We start from the raw sequence: 17,809 nt of genomic DNA on the forward strand, positions 1-17,809 counted from the left end.
GTGAGATTTGAATAAGTTCTCAATGCAGGATCATCATAGAAAAATAGACTTTTATTGTATCGTCTTAATTTAAATTGAGCTCTCTATTTTTACATACAGTATGGAAAGAAAAATTATCAGCTCGATCTATTTGGTGTCCATTTGGGGGGAGCCATGATTTTTTTATGGAGTGTGGATCTATTATACCTAATAAACGGGTATTTTGTTGCGCTCTGTCGTAGAGACTCATTGGAGGTTGACGCTCAATATGATTTAGTTCTTGTTTAAATTGCGCAGTACTATTGTTAAGATCTATACTTTCATAGAATGATGAATGAAAATTTAAAATAGTTTTTAACTTTTGTTCTAGGTAAGAGGCAAGTTTTTTCTTTCCTTCAAAAGTAAAATTAACACCGTCATTTGTACGAAGCCTTACTGTTTTTCCATTGGTATTATAACCTAAAAAAGAAAATTGACCTTGAGCATCAATAAAACCATCCCAAATATCAATAAAAGACCCTTCTGCTGCTTCTGTTGCATTTTTATACAGCTTATTAAAGGTGCGCATTTTTTGTGTTAAATTGTTATTTTTAAAAGGAGGTTGACCCACCCATATCCATGGTATTCTAGAATTATGAAGGATTTCAGTAATTTTGAAAATTTTTTGCTTGTAGGTATTCATCCATATTGGCTGATCCGTGCTCAGTATATCTTGGTTTGTTGTGATTGGTTGATTATCATTTGCACCGATCATTATAATAATAGCTTTAGGTCTGTTATTATTAATAAGTTCAGCAATGTTGTTTTCCCAAGAATAGTAATCAGTCCGGATCAATCCAGAGTCAGGAATTGTATTATTTATGATGATGGTATTGTTATTAAAAAACTTCTTCAATGCATCAGCAACAGAAGAAGCCGTAAAATCTCCTATTACAAGAACGCGCTTTGCATTTTTTTCTTTTAGCTTGTGTGTAGATTTTTGTAACCTGTACACTTTTTGTTCTAGAGTGTGCGGTGGTTGCTGTTCTTGTCTTTTGGGTTTGAATAACAATTCGAGGAAATTATGTGCCTTGCTTGGGCTTTGCTGCATGACAGTAAGGGTAGAAGTAAAACAAAGCAGGAAAATACAGTATATTGGGCGAAAATAGAACAAACACCGTACTCCAGATTATTGTTTTCGAAGAAGAAAAAGAACTTCAGGGGATGGATAGCCATTCGCCTCTAAGCTGTAGCGTAGCTGAAAAGCTTTAATTGCTTTTTTAGAAGTAGTTCCGATTTTACCGTCAACTTCTCCTGTGTAATAACCAAGTGCAGCTAAACGATATTGCAGTTCTTTGCGTTCTTGGAGGTTAAGAGGTTGAAATGGTCTATTCCAATCTTTAACCAATCCTGGATGTCCTGCAATACGGTTAGCTAAAAGGGCAACGGCGAAGGCATAACGATCTGCATTATTATAACGTTTAATGACAAAAAAGTTTTTCGTTACTAGGAAAATCGGTCCATTTGGTCCATCTGGATATTTTAATATTGCTAATTCAGATGATGAAGGAAAATGATGACCAGTTATGCGTTTTACGCCTAGCTTTTTCCATTGCTCAAAGGAGCGCCAATCATTAGAAAAATTTTTCTTATGTGGTAGTTTGACTTCTACTCCCCAAGGAAGATTAGGTTTCCAGCCATTCATGTGGAGAAGATTAGCAGCAGTAGCGAGTGCATCTGGAATAGAGGTCCAAATATCACGTCGTCCACTTCCATCCATATCCACCGCATAGGCTAGATAACTGCTTGGAATAAATTGTGTATGTCCTAATGCACCAGCCCAAGATCCCATAAGTTGAGAACGTTCAATTTCACCACTTTGTAGAATTTTCATGGCAGCAATTAGTTGTGTACGAGCATATTTTTCGCGTTTTGTATCAGCATAGGCTAGAGTTGCAAGTGAGCGAATGGTATCACGCATTACACTTTTATTTTCTAAAACTTTTCCATAATTGCTTTCCATTGACCAAATGGCAAGGAGGATATAGCGGTTAACACCAAAACGTTTTTCAATTTGGGGAAGCCACTTTTTCCATTTTAGAGCTTGGCGCCGTCCTTCCATAATTGCAATATGATGGATACGATTATCGAAATAGATCCATGAAGGATCGACAAATTCTGGTTGGTATGCGGCTCTTTTTAAAACTTCTGGATCAATTTCGTTTATATTTTTAAAAGCCATATCAAACGTAGATGGTGAAATATTGTTGGCTAGAGCCGTTTTTTTAAATTCCTTAATCCAGTTTTGAAAACCGCTATCAGCGTGTGAAAGTGATGCAAAAAACATTAAAAAAGCATAAAAAATAATAGCTGAAGCAATAATAATAATGTTCTGATTTATAGATTGTTTTGAAGAAGAAAAAGTTGTAGATCTTGTCTTTTGCATTTTTCAATTTCCATAAACGTTCAAGTATTTTTATATGCTATAAATTTATTTTTGTATTTGGATTAAGCGGTTATGTTTTCAAGTGAACAAATAAATGCTGAAGTAGATTATGTATTTTTAAGGCATATATTTAATACATTATCTTAGATTTGTATTCTTTCTTTAGTTTATTATAATAGCAATTAAAACAATTAGTTAATCATATGGTAAATGAAGTTAGAAAATTGTGCATTTAATCAGGAGGGTAAGAGTGCGTAAAATTTGTAAAGCAGTATTTCCTGTAGCAGGTCTTGGTACCCGTTTTCTTCCTGCAACAAAAACAATTCCTAAAGAAATGCTGACGGTTGTTGATAAGCCTGTAATTCAATATGTTGTAGATGAGGCACGTGAGGCTGGTATTGAGCATTTTATTTTTGTTACTGGCCGCAATAAATCTGTCATTGAAGATTATTTTGATGAGCAAGTTGAGTTATATACAGTACTTGCTGAACGTGGAAAAAAAGAAGAACTCGAGCATTTACATGCTTTACAGCCTTTACCTGGAACAACTTCTTTTACGAGGCAACAACAGCCTTTAGGGTTAGGGCATGCTCTTTGGTGTGCACGTGAATTAGTGGGAGACGAACCTTTTGCTTTGTTATTACCAGATATGCTAATACAAGCTAAAAAGGGATGTCTTTCTGAGATGATTAGTCTTTATGAAAAAATCGGTGGAGGAAATATTATTGCCGTTCAGGAGTGTTCTCCTAAAGAGGCGCATAAATATGGGATTGTGGGAAAAGGAAAACAGATTGCAAACGGTTTTGAAATCACAAAAATGGTAGAAAAACCGATACAAGGAACAGCACCGTCAAATTTGTACATTAATGGACGCTATATTTTACAACCAGAAATTTTTAATATTCTCTCTAATCAAGACCGAGGAACAGGTCGTGAGATTCAGCTGACAGATGCGATGGTTCGGCTTTCAAATGAGCAAGACTTTTTTGGTTTTCAGCCAGAGGGGCGCACTTTTGATTGTGGTTCTAAAACGGGCTTTATTGAAGCTAACATAGCATTTTCATTAGCACGTTCTGATATGCACAGGCAAGTTTCTGCTTCATTGAAAAATTTACTTAAAGTTATTAAAGTTGAAAAATAATATAGATCTCTTGTTTAATTTCATTTATCAAGCCGGATTATGACAAAACAGCTTTCCTATATATCAGCTTTGCAGGGTGCTGTTGCATCTGCGCTTAAAACTATTGCGATTGAAAAACAGGGGATTGAAGCTCTTGAAGCGGCTCTTCTTGGGGATCTTTCTTCCTCTTTTATATCCGCTGTTCAGGCTATTAGAAACGCCAAAGGTCATGTAGTGATTACAGGCCTTGGTAAAAGTGGCCATATAGGTACGAAAATTGCTGCAACCTTAGCTTCAACAGGGACGCCTGCTTTTTTTGTACATGCTGCAGAAGCCAATCATGGTGATCTTGGTATGATCGGATCTGACGATGTTATTCTTGCTTTGTCATGGTCAGGCGAAACATTAGAATTAAATGGCGTTATAAACCATGCTGCGCGTTTTCGTATTCCACTTATTGCCATGACATCAGGTGGGAACTCTGCATTAGGACGACAAGCTGATATTGTATTGTTATTGCCCAAAATAGAAGAGGCTTGTCCCCATGGGCTTGCTCCTACAACCTCAACAATTATGCAATTGGCGATGGGAGATGCGCTAGCTGTCGCTCTTTTAGAGATGCGGGGCTTTACTGCAACGGATTTTAAAATTTATCATCCTGGCGGCTCTCTTGGTGCAAGTCTTAAATATGCGCGTGATATTATGCATTGGGGTGAGAACGTTCCTTTGGTCATGCAAGGCACCGCTATGACGGAGGCCATGAATATTTTGGTTGAAAAACATTTTGGTTGCGTTGGTGTTGTGAATCAAAAGGGTGAATTAATCGGGGTTGTGACTGATGGTGATCTTGTCCGCAACATTCACTTTAATTTCTCGGAATGTAATGTTGATGAGGTGATGACCAGAAATCCTAAAATTATTGATCCAGATACATTGGTCGGTGCTGCGACGGCTTTTATTAATGATCATCACATAGGTGCTGTTTTCGTGGTTGAAGATAAGAAGCCCGTAGGCATTGTTCATTTTCATGACCTTTTACGTATTGGTGCTGCTTGAGGTTGTGATAAGTGCAAATACGAATGAAATTTCATTTTATTTGATTAAAAAGTGAATTTAAATTTACAAGTCGAAATAAAATCTATTTCGTAGAAAAGCTGTATTAAGATGCTTATTGGAAAGATAGTTATTTTACGCATTTTATAGTGTAGTACATCCCTCTAATAGGGTAGCTATGTCAGTATTTTAGCATATCTGAAAAAAATCACTAAATAACATAGCTTCTATTATAGACTATACCCGAATACATCTATGATTTTACGCTTTCATTTCAATTTGTCGCTTAAGAGAAAACGGTAATCCCTCACGTGAGGTGCAAAAAAGTTGTGTTGCATTATGCAATATTATGCAACTCACTCGAGATATTGTCCCACGTAGAATAGAGTGTATTTCAATTTCTACAAGCTGAGTACTAATATATTGATATGTGCCTTCTGATAGTTTTTCTTCTGTGTCTGCAGCTCTTGTTTCAAAAGCTCCATTTTGAAAAGAGGAAATAATACCGTTCTCATCAACCCATTTACCATCAATTCCAGCCGATATATTTTGTCCATAATATTGCGAAAAACCACAAGCTACTAAAGCCAGAGCGGTGATTGTAAGACATAAAATACGGCAGGTACGTTTCATTTTTTTACTCTAATTTGTGTTTCTTTGTTTTCTAACTTTTATTACATCATTAAATTCTTTCATTAGTTAATATGAGAATTTTGATGAAAAGCAATAAAAAAGCAAAAAAATTGGAAAAAAATGCCTTAATGTTGTATTTTATTGACAACTTGATGGAGCTCGTATGTGAAGCACAAGAGGTGAGATATATTCTTATGGTTTGCTACAATTCTTACGTTAAGCCATTTAATAATCTTAAAGGAGATTATTAAAGTTATGGTTGGTCCCATTCTTGTTGCAAGTGAAGATTACGGGAAACGTGTAGAGCTTTCTGTTATGCTGCGAGGCCTTGGTTATCGTGTTATTGAAGCCGAAAATGGCCTGCGTACTGTTGATCTTTTACACAGACGTAAAAACATTGTGCTTGCTCTCCTTGATATTATAATGAGTGATTTGAATATAAGTGATTTGATTAAAATGATTAGAGCTACGGGTGTTTCTATTCCTGTTGTTGTGATAGCGCAACAAGATAATCAGGAATTACTCCAGAAAGCTTTAACGGCCGGAGCTATTGATTATTGGATTCATCCGATTACACCACTACGATTGAGAGTTACCCTGGATACTCTTTTTTTTGTCTCTGTATTGGAGCGTGAGATTCATTATACTCGACGGAAAAATAAAAATCATTTATGCTTTTCTGATCTCTGCATAAAAAGTAAGGTCATGCAGGTGGTTCTAGAACAGTCAAAGAGAGCAGCAGCTTCTTTCCAAAACCTTTTAATAGAAGGTGAGGCTGGGACTGGTCGTGAAGAATTAGCATGTATAATTCATCATGAAAGTTTAGTATCGAAAAAGGCTTTTATTCGCTTTCAGTGTTCAGCAATTTCTAATTCAGAAGAAGAGAATCGCCAATGGTTTGACAAATTTTTATCACTGGTTTCTTCTCTTGGAGAGGGAACGCTCTGTCTTTGTGATGTTGATAGACTCGAGCCTATACAGCAAAAACGTTTTTCACGCTATCTTAAAGAGAGAGAAAAAGCTACAAGGGAAAAAGTTCCTCCTTTCCGGATTATGGCTATTTCGACGTCACGGCTCGCAGATTTGGTTAACGAAGGCTTTTTCTCACGTAATTTATTTGAACAACTTTCTCAATTATCCATTAGTGTTCCTGCTATACGAGAATTAAGAGATGACTTTACAGAGCTTACACAACGTATAATTGATCGCATTATTGCTGAAACAAGACGAACACATGTGCATGGTTTGGCGGAGTCAGCTCTTTCATTGCTCATGCAGTACGATTGGCCTGGTAACCTAAATGAACTTGAGAATTGTCTATTTCGCGCGGTTTTACTTAGCGAAGGGCCATTGTTAACCGTTCGTGATTTTCCACACTTAATGGGGAATTCGTTAATAACTGCTCCAAATATTATTGATGATATTAAAGAAAGTCATGAAAAAGAAGCAATACAATTTTTTAATGCTGATGGGCATGTTCGTACTTTTGTTGAGATGGAGCGTGACATTATTGAGAAAGCAGTTAAGCACTATAAAGGACGTATGAGTGAGATTGCTCGCCGCCTTTGCATTGGGCGCTCTACTCTTTATCGTAAGATAGATGAATTGAAAGCATTAAAAAGCCAAGATCAGAAGTAAAATAACAGAATATTTATTGAGGATAAGTATAATTTCAAAAAATTTGGATTAATTTTTAGTAGAAAAAGTGGATGGATTTATATCTTAAAAGAATATAATTATGATTGAGATATTTTAAATGCAATATTAAAAGCGTATTTGATACAAATTTTCTTTTTTTCACATTTTATTTAAATTTTATTAATATAGTAGTAGAAATTATTATGTTTTTTACCACTGAGTCAAAACTATGAAAGCTTTATCTTCTTTTAAGTAAAGGATAATATTTTGCCCATTACACAATTAAAATAGGGATCATTGATCTTAGTATTGTGGCTTGTATTTATATAGAAAGTAGCTGTTTTGATTTTTGTCCAGATTATTATTAGTTCCGTCATATTTTTTTGTTACATCTATGTTGGCGATTTATACATATGGTTGTTTCGTGAAAAGTGCTAGGGGGAAGCGTTCTTACGCGTTTGATATTAAAAAAAATGAAACCGAACTTGATCATATAATCAGTCAATTAGCGGAAGAAACGGATGGATTAGGAATTGAAAAAGATGCTCTTTCGCTTATCATCAGCAACTTGGATGCGTTTTATGTTCGTGCAATAACAGCAGCACAGGCGGGTCGTAGCCTTGATTTAATGTATTATATTTGGGATGATGATTTAACAGGTCGCTTGTTATTGAGTGAAATAGTGGAGGCGGCTGATCGTGGTGTTCGGGTGCGACTTCTTTTAGATGATATTAATGCTCAAGCACGTGATTCCGCTTATATTGCACTAGATAAACACCCTCACATTGAGGTTAGAATGTTTAATCCAAGACGAGCACGTAAAGGTAGTTTCCGTCGTGGTTTAGAGATTATATTGCGTGCAATTAATATAACCCGTAGAATGCATAATAAAGCTTTTATTGTAGATGGTCGAGTGGCTTTTGTTGGAGGACGGAATCTTGCAGATTCTTATTTTGATGCAGGTAAAAAATCACGTTTCCGAGATTTGGATTTGATGTTAATCGGTCCATCGGTTAAAAATGTGGAAGCTATCTTTGATAATTTTTGGAATAGTGCCGTAGTTTTTCCAATTCATGCTTTGGCTGTTGCTGAAAATGTGAACAATTTTTCTTATTGGAGGGATAAGTTACGAAAATCTCGTGATTCTAGTATTGCTAAAGTTTATTTGAATTATGTTAACGAGCATATTAATTTTAAGAGTTTTATTAAGACAGGAGAGCGATTATTTTTAGCAAATAAAGTTGTTGTTCTTTCTGATCCTCCAGAAAAAGCATTGCGCAAAAAGACAGAAAATTGGCTTATGAAGATACTCTTCCCAGTTATTAGAAATGCCAAGAAAACAGTTCAGATTACATCACCTTACTTTGTTCCGGGGAAGATCGGTACGCGGAATTTGAGTAACTTAGTCTCAAAAGGTGTTGATGTTAAAATTCTTACTAATTCTTTGGCAGCTACAGATGTAGCGCTTGTACACGGTGGTTATGTACCGTATCGTAGGCCGTTGTTAGAAAGTGGTGTTAAACTCTATGAGTTAAAACCAGATGGTGGTACTCAGAAATTGCGCTTGTTTGGATCCAGTAGGGCAAGTCTACATACCAAAGCTTTTTTAATTGATCGTAAAACTGCTTTTATTGGATCGTTCAATTTTGATCCTCGATCGGCTGCATTGAATACAGAAATGGGAATTCTTTTTGAATGTGCTCCAATTGCAGAAAGATTAGATTTGCTTTTTTCAGAAGAAACGACTGGTGAAATGAGTTATCATCTTCGCCTTGGTGATAATAACCGCATTTACTGGGATTTTATTAAAAATGACAAACAATGCAGTATTGATTATGAACCAGAAAGTCGTTTGGGACGTCGTATATTTGCAAAAATAATGAGTTGGTTACCTATTGAATCGCAATTATAGATAAAAAATCATATATCAAAAAATTGTTTTATTCGTCTTTTCATTTTATTGTAAACATGGCATAATTTATCGCCAATCCATATGAGAACCGTGATTGTTTTTTAAGCTACTTGCGGTATTTTGTTATTAAAGGAATTTGGATATGGCAAAGATTGTTGAAACAAAAACGGGTGCATTGGCACTGACTTTTGATGATGTGCTTTTGCAGCCAGGCCACTCTTTTGTTATGCCTAGCCAAGTAGATCTTAAAACACGTATCGCAGCCGATATTGAGCTGAATTTGCCATTGCTTTCTGCTGCAATGGATACTGTGACAGAGGCTCGTTTGGCAATTGCTATGGCTCAGGCTGGTGGTCTTGGTGTTATCCATCGTAATATGTCGCCCGCAGAGCAGGCTGAAGAAGTACGTCAGGTAAAAAAATTTGAATCTGGTATGGTTGTTAATCCAGTAACAATTGATCCAGATGCAACACTTGAAAAAGCTAAAGCGTTGATGCATTTTCATGGTATTTCAGGAATTCCAGTTGTTGAAAGTGGTGCTAAAGGTGAGACTGCTGGGCGGCTCGTCGGCATTTTGACGAATAGAGATGTGCGTTTTGCATCAGATCCAAAACAAAAAATTTATGAGTTGATGACGCGTGAAAATTTGATCACAGTGCGTGAAAATGTTCAACTAGATGAAGCGAAGTGTCTTTTACATCAACATCGTATTGAAAAGTTATTGGTTGTCGATGAACAAGGTCGCTGTGTTGGCTTGGTGACCGTCAAAGATATTGAAAAAGCACAATTAAATCCAAATGCTGCTAAAGATTCTCAAGGTCGTTTGCGTGTTGCTGCTGCAAGTAGTGTAGGAAATGATGGGATTGAGCGGGCTGAACGATTAATTGATGCTGGTGTTGATGTGCTGGTAATTGATACAGCTCATGGACATTCTCAGCGTGTTTTGGAAACAGTTGAGCATATAAAAAAAATGGCGCTTTCTACAGCTGTTATTGCTGGGAATGTGGCGACTCCGCAAGCAACACAGGCATTAATTGATTGTGGTGCAGATGCAGTAAAAGTTGGTATTGGCCCTGGTTCTATTTGTACAACGCGAATTGTTGCAGGTGTTGGTGTTCCTCAGCTTGCAGCTATTATGAGTGCAGCAGAAGTCGCTAATAAAGCAGGTATCCCTGTGATTGCTGATGGCGGGATTAAAGCTTCGGGTGATTTTGCTAAAGCTTTGGCAGGTGGAGCTTCTGCTGCAATGATAGGCTCTCTTTTAGCGGGGACAGAAGAAAGCCCTGGCGAAGTTTACCTGTACCAAGGGCGGTCTTTTAAGGCATATCGTGGAATGGGATCAGTTGGTGCTATGGCAAGGGGATCAGCAGATCGTTATTTTCAGGACGAAGTTCGTGATGAGCTTAAACTAGTTCCTGAAGGTGTTGAGGGTCAAGTTGCTTATAAAGGGCCTATAGCATCGGTTTTGCATCAGTTGGCTGGTGGGTTACGCGCTTCAATGGGTTATGTTGGAGCAAAAAATTTAGCCGAGTTTTATGAAAAAGCAACATTTGTCCGTATTACCAATGCTGGGCTTTACGAAAGCCATACACATGATGTTTCTATCACACGGGAAAGTCCTAATTATCAGAGACCTGTTTGATATGTAAAAACTTAGAGTTATTTTACCATGGTAAAAAGCTTAAAAATATTTGGGAATTAAAATTTTTTTCGGTACTTTTTTTCTTACAGTAGTTTCTAGCTTAAAAGCGCAAAGAAAAGAGAATTGGAGGCTAGCACTCCAATCTCTTCGATAGGTTACAAAGAATTAAAGAGATTAATTTTTGGTAGTTTTATGTCCCACCTTTGATGCACGTTGGCGAGTATGAGTCTGATCATTCTGACCGGATTTCTTCCCATTATTTGAAGACATCGTAGTGCGACAGCTTTTAGATGAAGTAGTTTTCCCATTATTATGAGTGTTCATTATTTTCTCCTTATTAAATTATCTGGCATAAGCCAAGTATAGTGAAAACGGTCGTGCCAAATAGTAGTTCCAAGCGTTTATAAAAAATTACCTTATGTTTTGTCGGGAGTAAGATTAATTTTTCTAGTTTTGGTAGAGAAAATAAGATTTGAGATATAAGACTAGAACATTTAACTAAAAGAAGTCGTAAGAGTTTTAATTGTGTATTCGTAAATTGGAAGATAGATTTATATTGGTGATCTTTATCTACAACATCAGCTAAACTTTCCTGTATCTAAAAGCAATGGAAAATGTAAATGGGGAATCTATGAGATGAAAAGTTTGCACGCTATCAAAAATTATTCTGCTTCTAGTAATGCAGTTTTTTGATAATTTTAAGGTGTATCCGCTGTAGTGAGAATGAGAAAAGTAATTTTATTTTTTACTTAAATTATTAAAATTTTATAGAAATATAATGGGAGAAATGAATGCGATTAGGCGGGCGCTTGCAGGCGGCAATAGATGTTTTAAAAGAGATAGAAACTCGGCATCGTCCTGCAGGTGAAGCTTTAAAAGATTGGGGACTTTCTCATCGCTTTGCTGGAGCAAGTGATCGAGCAGCAATTGGTACAATCATTTATGATGTCTTAAGACGACGTTATTCTTTACAATGGCGTATGGATAGCGATGATGTTCGAGATATTGCTTTCGGTGCTTTATTAGATGCTGGAAAAATGACGATTGAACAAATCGATAGTGAGTTAGAAGGAGATAGATTCTCACCACAGTTATTGGAAGTTAAGAAGCGCCAGTCGTGGCAAAAACGGCAATTAATTGATGCTCCAGACTATATTCGTGGTGATATTCCCCAATGGTGCAAAGCTCACCTATTTCCTTTGTTTGCAGATAATTGGGTGGTTGAAGCTGCTGCGTTAGCAACACGTCCTTCTTTAGATTTACGTGTGAATAGTTTAAAGGCGACACCTGAGAAGGTAATTAAGAAATTAGCAAAAGTTGATGTGCAGTCTCTGTCATGGTTTCCACAGGCTTTAAGGATTGCACCAATTGAAATGTTTGGCCGTCACCCTAACGTGCAAGTAGAATCTGCTTTTCGCGAAGGACAATTTGAAGTACAAGATTTAGGATCACAGATTGTTGCTCACCTTATTGAGGCAAAAGCCGGTATGCAGGTGTTGGATTATTGCGCTGGTGCTGGGGGAAAAACATTGGCTTTAGCTGCTAATATGAATAATCAGGGGAAAATTTATGCTTATGACGTAGATAAAAGGCGCTTAACCCCTATTTTTAATCGTCTTCGACGAGCTGGTGTTCATAATGTACAGTCACGAGAGAAGATAGAAGAATTAAAGCCTTTAGTAGGTCAGATGGATATTGTTTTATTAGATGCTCCATGTAGTGGGACAGGAACATGGCGTCGTCACCCAGATGCAAAATGGCGCTTAACATTAGAACAAGTAAAAAGGCGTCAAAGAGAACAGCATGGCATTTTAAATATGGTATTGGATTACCTGAAATTGAGTGGGCGTCTGGTTTATATTACGTGTTCTCTTTTTGCCGATGAAAATGAGGAGCAAATTTCCTGCTTTCTTGAACAGCATTCTAATTTTTATCCCATAAATATGCGAAAACTGTGGCAGAAACATTTTAGTCTTTCAACTGTACAACCGATATTTTCAAATTATGGACTTACTTTATCTCCAGCAACAACGAAAACGGATGGCTTTTTTTTATCTATTCTACAACAGAAGCATTAATTTACATTTTCATGTTTTTTATTAAAATTTTATAAGAATATTGTTTTTCTTGTGCTAGATAGGTTGTGAACAACGAAAGATTGAATAATAAATCTCGTTTACTAATTTTTGCAATGATTGATTGGTTTTTTATGAGTACATCTCGTTCAGGTATTGTTCTTATTATTGATTTTGGTTCACAAGTAACACAATTGATTGCTCGAAGGGTGCGGGCAATGGGTGTTTATTCTGAAATTGTTCCGTTTCAGCTAGCTTCAGAATGGATGAAGAAAATGAAGCCTGATGCTATCATCTTATCAGGCAGTCCTCATTCAGTTATTGATAATGGTTCACCACGTGCACCGATGGAAATTTTTGAGGCTGGTATTCCTGTTCTCGGAATATGCTATGGTGAACAAGTTATGTGTGTTCAGCTTGGGGGAGAAGTTAAAGTTGGTCATGAACGTGAATTTGGGCGTGCTTTTTTGGAGATAAAAGAAGAGAGCGCACTTTTTCATGGTGTTTGGAAAAAAGGGTCTTCCTATCAAGTGTGGATGAGTCATGGTGATCGTGTGACAGCTTTGCCAAAAGGCTTTCGTATTATCGGAACATCAAAAGGAGCTCCTTATGCTGCCATTGCTGATGAAGAACGTCGTTTTTATGCAGTGCAATTTCATCCTGAAGTCGTGCATACACCAGATGGTGCAAAGCTATTGCAAAACTTTGTTCACGAAATCTCTGGTCTTAAAAGTAATTGGTCAATGGCAGCTTATCGTGATCGCGCAATTTCTGACATACGCAAAAAAGTTGGAAAAAATCGCGTCATCTGTGGTCTTTCAGGCGGGGTTGATTCATCAGTTGTAGCGGTACTTCTCCATGAGGCAATAGGAGATCAATTGACATGTGTTTTAGTAGATCATGGGTTGATGCGTAAAAATGAAGCTGAAGAAGTTCTTACATTATTCCGAGATCATTATAATATAAAGCTTATTCATGTTAATGCTGCCAATCTGTTTATCAACGCTTTAAAAGGTGAAGAAGATCCAGAGAAAAAGCGCAAAACGATAGGTCGTCTTTTCATTGAAGTTTTTGAAGAAGAGACCAAAAAGATAGGGGGTGCAGAATTTTTAGCACAGGGAACGCTTTACCCAGATGTCATTGAAAGTGTATCAGCTATTGGTGAATCGGTAACAATAAAAAGTCATCATAATGTGGGAGGACTGCCCGAACGGATGAATATGAAACTTATAGAACCGTTACGTGAGCTGTTTAAAGATGAAGTGCGTTCTTTAGGGCAAGAATTAGGGTTACCTGAGCAATTTATTGGCCGTCATCCTTTCCCAGGTCCTGGTCTTGCAATTAGGTGTCCAGGCGCAGTCACTCATGAAAAATTAGAAATTTTGCGTGAAGCTGATGCCATTTACCTTGATGAAATTCGTAAAGCTGGTCTTTATGACGAAATTTGGCAGGCTTTTGCTGTTCTTCTTCCTGTTCAGACTGTTGGTGTTATGGGAGATGGACGCACTTATGAATTTGTTTGTGCTCTTCGTGCTGTAACGTCTGTAGATGGTATGACTGCTGATTTTTATCCTTATAATATGGAGTTTTTAGGCAAGGTAGCAGCGCGTATTATTAATGAAGTTAGAGGTATTAATCGTATTGTATATGATATCACTTCGAAGCCTCCTGGTACCATTGAGTGGGAATGACAACTTTTAGGTACTAGCATAACATGAGTTGCAAAAGATTATAGCAGACTTAGAATCGCATGATATGCATTTCAATAGCATGACTGAGAAGATTAAACAGGAAAGCTCTGTGGGAGGTGATAATTTTGTCTTTTATTTCTGTTATCGATTTTAAGTTACAAAGCCTAAGAGCTTCATGCTGATAATACAGATAATGTAATCAGAACTGTTGTACTCTATATCAGTTTCACTGTAACTTGTGTAGGGTACAATTATGATATTTTCAGCTTCTCGGTTTCATAATGGAAAAACCATTGCATGTATTAAACTAAAAAAGTGAGGTTGTTCCTTTGTTCAGGGACAGTTGTAAAATATAGAATAAGTTATCATAATAATTCATAGTTTTGAAATTGTACTATGAAAATGCTTTTTACAAACAGGAGTATTCATTTACTTTTCACTAATATAATAGTAGGGGATGGATAAAGTTGTGTAAGTCCGTTTGTACTGTATAATCGTATTTTCCTGTATTTTTAGGATTTCAACAGCGTTTTTTATCGACGGTATCGCTTTCTGTATTAGCAAGTTAGTGCAATATCAGTTTTATACGATAGTAGCAGTCTTAATAGCTGAGAAGAGTGATTTAATGCTTGTGATTTTTAAATATCTGTCGTTAATAGTTATCCTAAATAAAACTTTTTTCGGTATTGTTATTTCACTCACCTATTGAAATAAAAAAATGTAAGGGAAAGAATAAATTGCTGATTTGAAGAACATTGTGCTATTTAGAATTTGATATTAAAGTGACTAAAAAAGAGAAGATATCTTAAAATAATTGTTGTATATCTTATATAGTTTTAAAGTACTATCTTATCATATGTTATTCGCTATCATTTAAAATTTAAGAGTGTAAAATTTTTCATGTCTGAAAAAAAAATTGTTGCGCATCGTGGTGGAGCTAATCTTTATTCTGAAAATACACTTTCAGCATTTCGTCATGCAATTGAATTGGGAGTAGATGAGATTGAGTGTGATGTTCATCTTCTTAAAAGTGGTGAAGTGGTTATATTTCATGATTTTTATCTAGAACAATTGGTTGGAAAAAAAGAATATATCCATGATATTGATAATGAGATACGTAAAAGACTTCATGTGAAAGGAAGTACTGAAGCACCACCTTTATTAGAAGAACTACTTGATATTTTGAAACCAACTAATGTTGCGTTACATCTTGAAATTAAAACATGTGGTGAAGTTGAACGTGAACATCTTTTATCCCAAAAAGCGCTTGCATTAATAAAAAGCAGAAATTTGGTAGAGCGGGTTTCTGCAATTAGTTTTGATCCTGCAAGCCTTCGTCCCTTCATTGAAGCAGGAGTATCATCTGGTCCGTGTATTGATAGTTTTAATGGCGATATGTGTCGTTATTTTTCTGAATGGAAGCAGTTGGGCTATCGTGATCTCAGTGTAAATGGCTCTATTGTCTCACAAAACTTTATTGAATCCGCGCTTGATGCTGGCTTTACGGTAGGAGTGTGGACAATCAATGGAGTAAGCCGATTATCATATTGGCTTGATATGCCAGTTCATTATATTACAACAGATCAGCCCGATCTTGCTTTACGATTGCGTGCACAGAAAAATAAAAAAACGACTTGATATTATTATAAAGATAAGACCTACATTTTTGTGAAGATGGTAAATGCTAAAGGGGGGATTATTAATAATTTAATTAATACAGTTTATGAAGCCTAAATTTTTCTGTGACAATTATGTGCGTTTTCCTGTCTTCTTGTTAAATGTGTGGAAATTTTGATGTGCAACAGTAAAGCTTAATGTTTGTCCATGATTGTTTGTAAGACGCTCTTTTGTTTCTATGGTCAAAATAGTACCATTCCAACGGGTTAAAATGTGGCATCCTGTTCCAATAGGCTTGATAAGTTCAATTTTTGTATGAAAAACATATCCTTTATCTGGATATTCACCTAACAAAATTTTTTCTGGTCTAAATGCTAAAAGATCAGTGTCTTGATTATAAGAAAATGAGCTACCCAAATGTTGTTCTAAAACTTGACGATCTAGAAAATTAATAGAAGGAGATCCGATGAATTCAGCGACAAAGGTTGTTGCTGGATGATCATAAATTTCTATAGGAGTTCCGATTTGTTCGATATGTCCTTTATTAAGAACGACTATTCGATCAGCTAATGTCATCGCTTCTAGTTGATCATGGGTGACATAGAGACTAGTTGTTCCTAAAGAACGCTGTAGCGTTTTAATTTCAATACACATTTGTGCACGCAATTTTGCATCAAGGTTTGAAAGTGGTTCATCAAAGAGAAAGACGCGTGGTTGGCGTACAATAACACGCCCCATTGCGACACGTTGTCGTTGTCCTCCTGATAACTGTCTTGGTTTACGATCCAAAAATGACTCTATTTGCAAAAGCTTTGCAGCATGCGCGACACGCTTCTTAATTTCTTCTTTGGGGGTTTTACGGTTTTTAAGACCATATTCTAAATTTCCACGGACAGTCATGTGTGGGTAGAGAGCGTAATTTTGGAAAACCATAGCGATATCACGATCAGCTGGTTCACGATCATTAACACATTCATTATCAATATAAAGTTTTCCTGATGTAACTTGTTCAAGTCCTGCAATAATGCGTAATAGGGTTGATTTTCCGCATCCTGAAGGACCAACGAGAACAAGAAGCTCATGGTCAGCGACAGTTAAATTTAGATCGTTAATAATCAAAATATCATTATCATATTGTTTTTTTATATTAGATAACTGAATTGTGGCCACAGTTACTTCTCCGTTTCAATGAGGCCTTTAACAAAAAGCCTCTGCATAAAAATAACGATTAGGACGGGCGGTATCATTGTAACGACTGATATTGCCATAAGGATATTCCATTGAGGATCATGCTGAAGGGATTCTACTATAAGTTGTTTGAGTATCACGAGAACAGTTTGATGTTTTTGATCTGTTGTTACGATAAGAGGCCAGAGATACTGTATCCATCCATAAATGAACATGATAATAAATAAAGCAGCAATATTGCTTTTGCTGAGGGGTAAAAGAATATCTTTAAAAAATTTAAATGGTCCTGCACCATCAACACGTGCAGCTTCTAAGAGTTCATCGGGAACAGTCAGGAAAAATTGACGAAATAAAAAAGTAGCGGTCGCTGATGCAATGAGTGGAATAATCATTCCACTATAGGTGTTTATCATACCAAATTTTGCAACGACAATATATGTTGGAATAATGCGAACTTCGACAGGAAGCATCAACGTGATAAAAATAAGAGCAAAAGCAGTTTTTCGGAAAGGAAAGCGCATATAGACAATTGCATAAGCAGAGAGAAGTGAAATAATAATTTTTCCAATGCTAATACCAAATGCCATAATGAATGAATTCATTAAAAGTGGTCCTAATCGTGGAAGACCGAGTTGCATGAGTTTATCGCCGAAGATTGCCGTATAGTTTTCTATAGTATATTTTCCTGGAAGGAGAGGAAGTGATCCCGCACTAAATGAAGCTGAACTATGGGTTGAGGCAATAATAGCGACATAAACTGGAAAACAGATAATGATAATACCAACAATTAAGATCAGGTGAGTCATAAATCTTAAAACAGGACGATTTTCAACCAT

At 36.4% G+C, this 17,809-nt stretch carries 14 protein-coding genes; 8 read left to right on the plus strand and 6 right to left on the minus strand.

Going from position 1 to position 17,809, the window contains the following annotated elements:
- Positions 1–64 precede the first annotated feature (64 nt).
- Positions 65–1,132 (minus strand): SGNH/GDSL hydrolase family protein, encoded by a 1,068-nt coding sequence (locus tag WCP78_RS02385; RefSeq protein WP_336278899.1) that lies wholly within the window; start codon positions 1,130–1,132, stop codon positions 65–67.
- A 15-nt stretch (positions 1,133–1,147) separates the two neighbouring features.
- Positions 1,148–2,404, minus strand: coding sequence for a lytic murein transglycosylase (locus WCP78_RS02390; protein ID WP_336278900.1), 1,257 nt, complete (start codon positions 2,402–2,404; stop codon positions 1,148–1,150).
- A 250-nt stretch (positions 2,405–2,654) separates the two neighbouring features.
- Between WCP78_RS02390 and WCP78_RS02395 the strand changes: the two genes are divergently transcribed.
- Both WCP78_RS02395 and WCP78_RS02400 read left to right on the plus strand, forming a co-directional pair.
- Entirely contained in the window at positions 2,655–3,545 is an 891-nt protein-coding gene (locus WCP78_RS02395; RefSeq protein ID WP_336278901.1) for a UTP--glucose-1-phosphate uridylyltransferase, read from the plus strand.
- Positions 3,546–3,584: 39 nt separating this feature from the next.
- Positions 3,585–4,580, plus strand: coding sequence for a KpsF/GutQ family sugar-phosphate isomerase (locus tag WCP78_RS02400; protein WP_336278902.1), 996 nt, complete (start codon positions 3,585–3,587; stop codon positions 4,578–4,580).
- Between the two features lie 258 nt (positions 4,581–4,838).
- Here the strand turns inward: WCP78_RS02400 and omp10 are convergent, their stop codons facing one another.
- Positions 4,839–5,210 (minus strand): outer membrane lipoprotein Omp10, encoded by a 372-nt coding sequence (omp10, locus tag WCP78_RS02405; protein ID WP_336278903.1) that lies wholly within the window; start codon positions 5,208–5,210, stop codon positions 4,839–4,841.
- 255 nt (positions 5,211–5,465) lie between these two features.
- On the opposite strand from omp10, the gene WCP78_RS02410 reads away from it, so the two are divergent.
- The 3 genes from WCP78_RS02410 to guaB all read left to right on the plus strand — a co-directional run bounded on the left by WCP78_RS02410 (position 5,466) and on the right by guaB (position 10,402).
- Complete coding sequence (locus tag WCP78_RS02410) at positions 5,466–6,848, plus strand: sigma-54-dependent transcriptional regulator (protein WP_336278904.1); 1,383 nt, start codon at positions 5,466–5,468, stop codon at positions 6,846–6,848.
- 394 nt (positions 6,849–7,242) lie between these two features.
- Complete coding sequence (locus tag WCP78_RS02415) at positions 7,243–8,760, plus strand: phospholipase D family protein (protein ID WP_336279121.1); 1,518 nt, start codon at positions 7,243–7,245, stop codon at positions 8,758–8,760.
- A 142-nt stretch (positions 8,761–8,902) separates the two neighbouring features.
- Positions 8,903–10,402 carry an IMP dehydrogenase gene (guaB, locus tag WCP78_RS02420; RefSeq protein WP_336278905.1) on the plus strand — a complete coding sequence of 500 codons (1,500 nt, stop codon included), beginning with the start codon at positions 8,903–8,905 and terminating at the stop codon, positions 10,400–10,402.
- A 174-nt stretch (positions 10,403–10,576) separates the two neighbouring features.
- On the opposite strand, the gene WCP78_RS02425 is transcribed toward guaB, so the two are convergent.
- A complete protein-coding gene (locus WCP78_RS02425) occupies positions 10,577–10,726 on the minus strand; it encodes a hypothetical protein (protein ID WP_336278906.1) in 150 nt (49 codons plus the stop codon).
- Positions 10,727–11,193: 467 nt separating this feature from the next.
- Here WCP78_RS02425 and WCP78_RS02430 point away from each other — a divergent pair, with 467 nt between their 5' ends.
- From WCP78_RS02430 to WCP78_RS02440, 3 genes are all read left to right on the plus strand, one after another.
- A complete protein-coding gene (locus tag WCP78_RS02430) occupies positions 11,194–12,480 on the plus strand; it encodes an RsmB/NOP family class I SAM-dependent RNA methyltransferase (RefSeq protein WP_336278907.1) in 1,287 nt (428 codons plus the stop codon).
- Positions 12,481–12,611: 131 nt separating this feature from the next.
- The gene (gene guaA, locus WCP78_RS02435) at positions 12,612–14,168 is read left to right on the plus strand and encodes a glutamine-hydrolyzing GMP synthase (RefSeq protein ID WP_336278908.1); all 1,557 of its coding nucleotides are present in this window, start codon (positions 12,612–12,614) and stop codon (positions 14,166–14,168) included.
- Between the two features lie 900 nt (positions 14,169–15,068).
- Positions 15,069–15,806: a glycerophosphodiester phosphodiesterase gene (locus WCP78_RS02440; RefSeq protein ID WP_336278909.1), complete on the plus strand. Its 738-nt coding sequence runs from the start codon at positions 15,069–15,071 to the stop codon at positions 15,804–15,806.
- A gap of 111 nt (positions 15,807–15,917) precedes the next feature.
- Here WCP78_RS02440 and WCP78_RS02445 read toward each other — a convergent pair whose 3' ends face one another.
- Together WCP78_RS02445 and ugpE are read right to left on the minus strand one after the other, a co-directional pair.
- Entirely contained in the window at positions 15,918–16,955 is a 1,038-nt protein-coding gene (locus WCP78_RS02445; RefSeq protein ID WP_336278910.1) for a sn-glycerol-3-phosphate import ATP-binding protein UgpC, read from the minus strand.
- Between the two features lie 2 nt (positions 16,956–16,957).
- Complete coding sequence (ugpE, locus tag WCP78_RS02450) at positions 16,958–17,809, minus strand: sn-glycerol-3-phosphate ABC transporter permease UgpE (protein ID WP_336278911.1); 852 nt, start codon at positions 17,807–17,809, stop codon at positions 16,958–16,960.

Source organism: Bartonella occidentalis (assembly GCF_037070875.1).
Classification (GTDB): domain Bacteria; phylum Pseudomonadota; class Alphaproteobacteria; order Rhizobiales; family Rhizobiaceae; genus Bartonella.

Excerpts from the sequence above, each read along its gene's own strand:
- WCP78_RS02390 (WP_336278900.1), bottom strand. The coding sequence starts at position 2,404 with ATGCAAAAGACAAGATCTACAACTTTTTCTTCTTCAAAACAATCTATA.
- WCP78_RS02400 (WP_336278902.1), top strand. The coding sequence starts at position 3,585 with ATGACAAAACAGCTTTCCTATATATCAGCTTTGCAGGGTGCTGTTGCA.
- omp10 (WP_336278903.1), bottom strand. The coding sequence starts at position 5,210 with ATGAAACGTACCTGCCGTATTTTATGTCTTACAATCACCGCTCTGGCT.
- WCP78_RS02410 (WP_336278904.1), top strand. The coding sequence starts at position 5,466 with ATGGTTGGTCCCATTCTTGTTGCAAGTGAAGATTACGGGAAACGTGTA.
- WCP78_RS02415 (WP_336279121.1), top strand. The coding sequence starts at position 7,243 with ATGTTGGCGATTTATACATATGGTTGTTTCGTGAAAAGTGCTAGGGGG.
- guaB (WP_336278905.1), top strand. The coding sequence starts at position 8,903 with ATGGCAAAGATTGTTGAAACAAAAACGGGTGCATTGGCACTGACTTTT.
- WCP78_RS02425 (WP_336278906.1), bottom strand. The coding sequence starts at position 10,726 with ATGAACACTCATAATAATGGGAAAACTACTTCATCTAAAAGCTGTCGC.
- WCP78_RS02430 (WP_336278907.1), top strand. The coding sequence starts at position 11,194 with ATGCGATTAGGCGGGCGCTTGCAGGCGGCAATAGATGTTTTAAAAGAG.
- guaA (WP_336278908.1), top strand. The coding sequence starts at position 12,612 with ATGAGTACATCTCGTTCAGGTATTGTTCTTATTATTGATTTTGGTTCA.
- WCP78_RS02440 (WP_336278909.1), top strand. The coding sequence starts at position 15,069 with ATGTCTGAAAAAAAAATTGTTGCGCATCGTGGTGGAGCTAATCTTTAT.
- ugpE (WP_336278911.1), bottom strand. The coding sequence starts at position 17,809 with ATGGTTGAAAATCGTCCTGTTTTAAGATTTATGACTCACCTGATCTTA.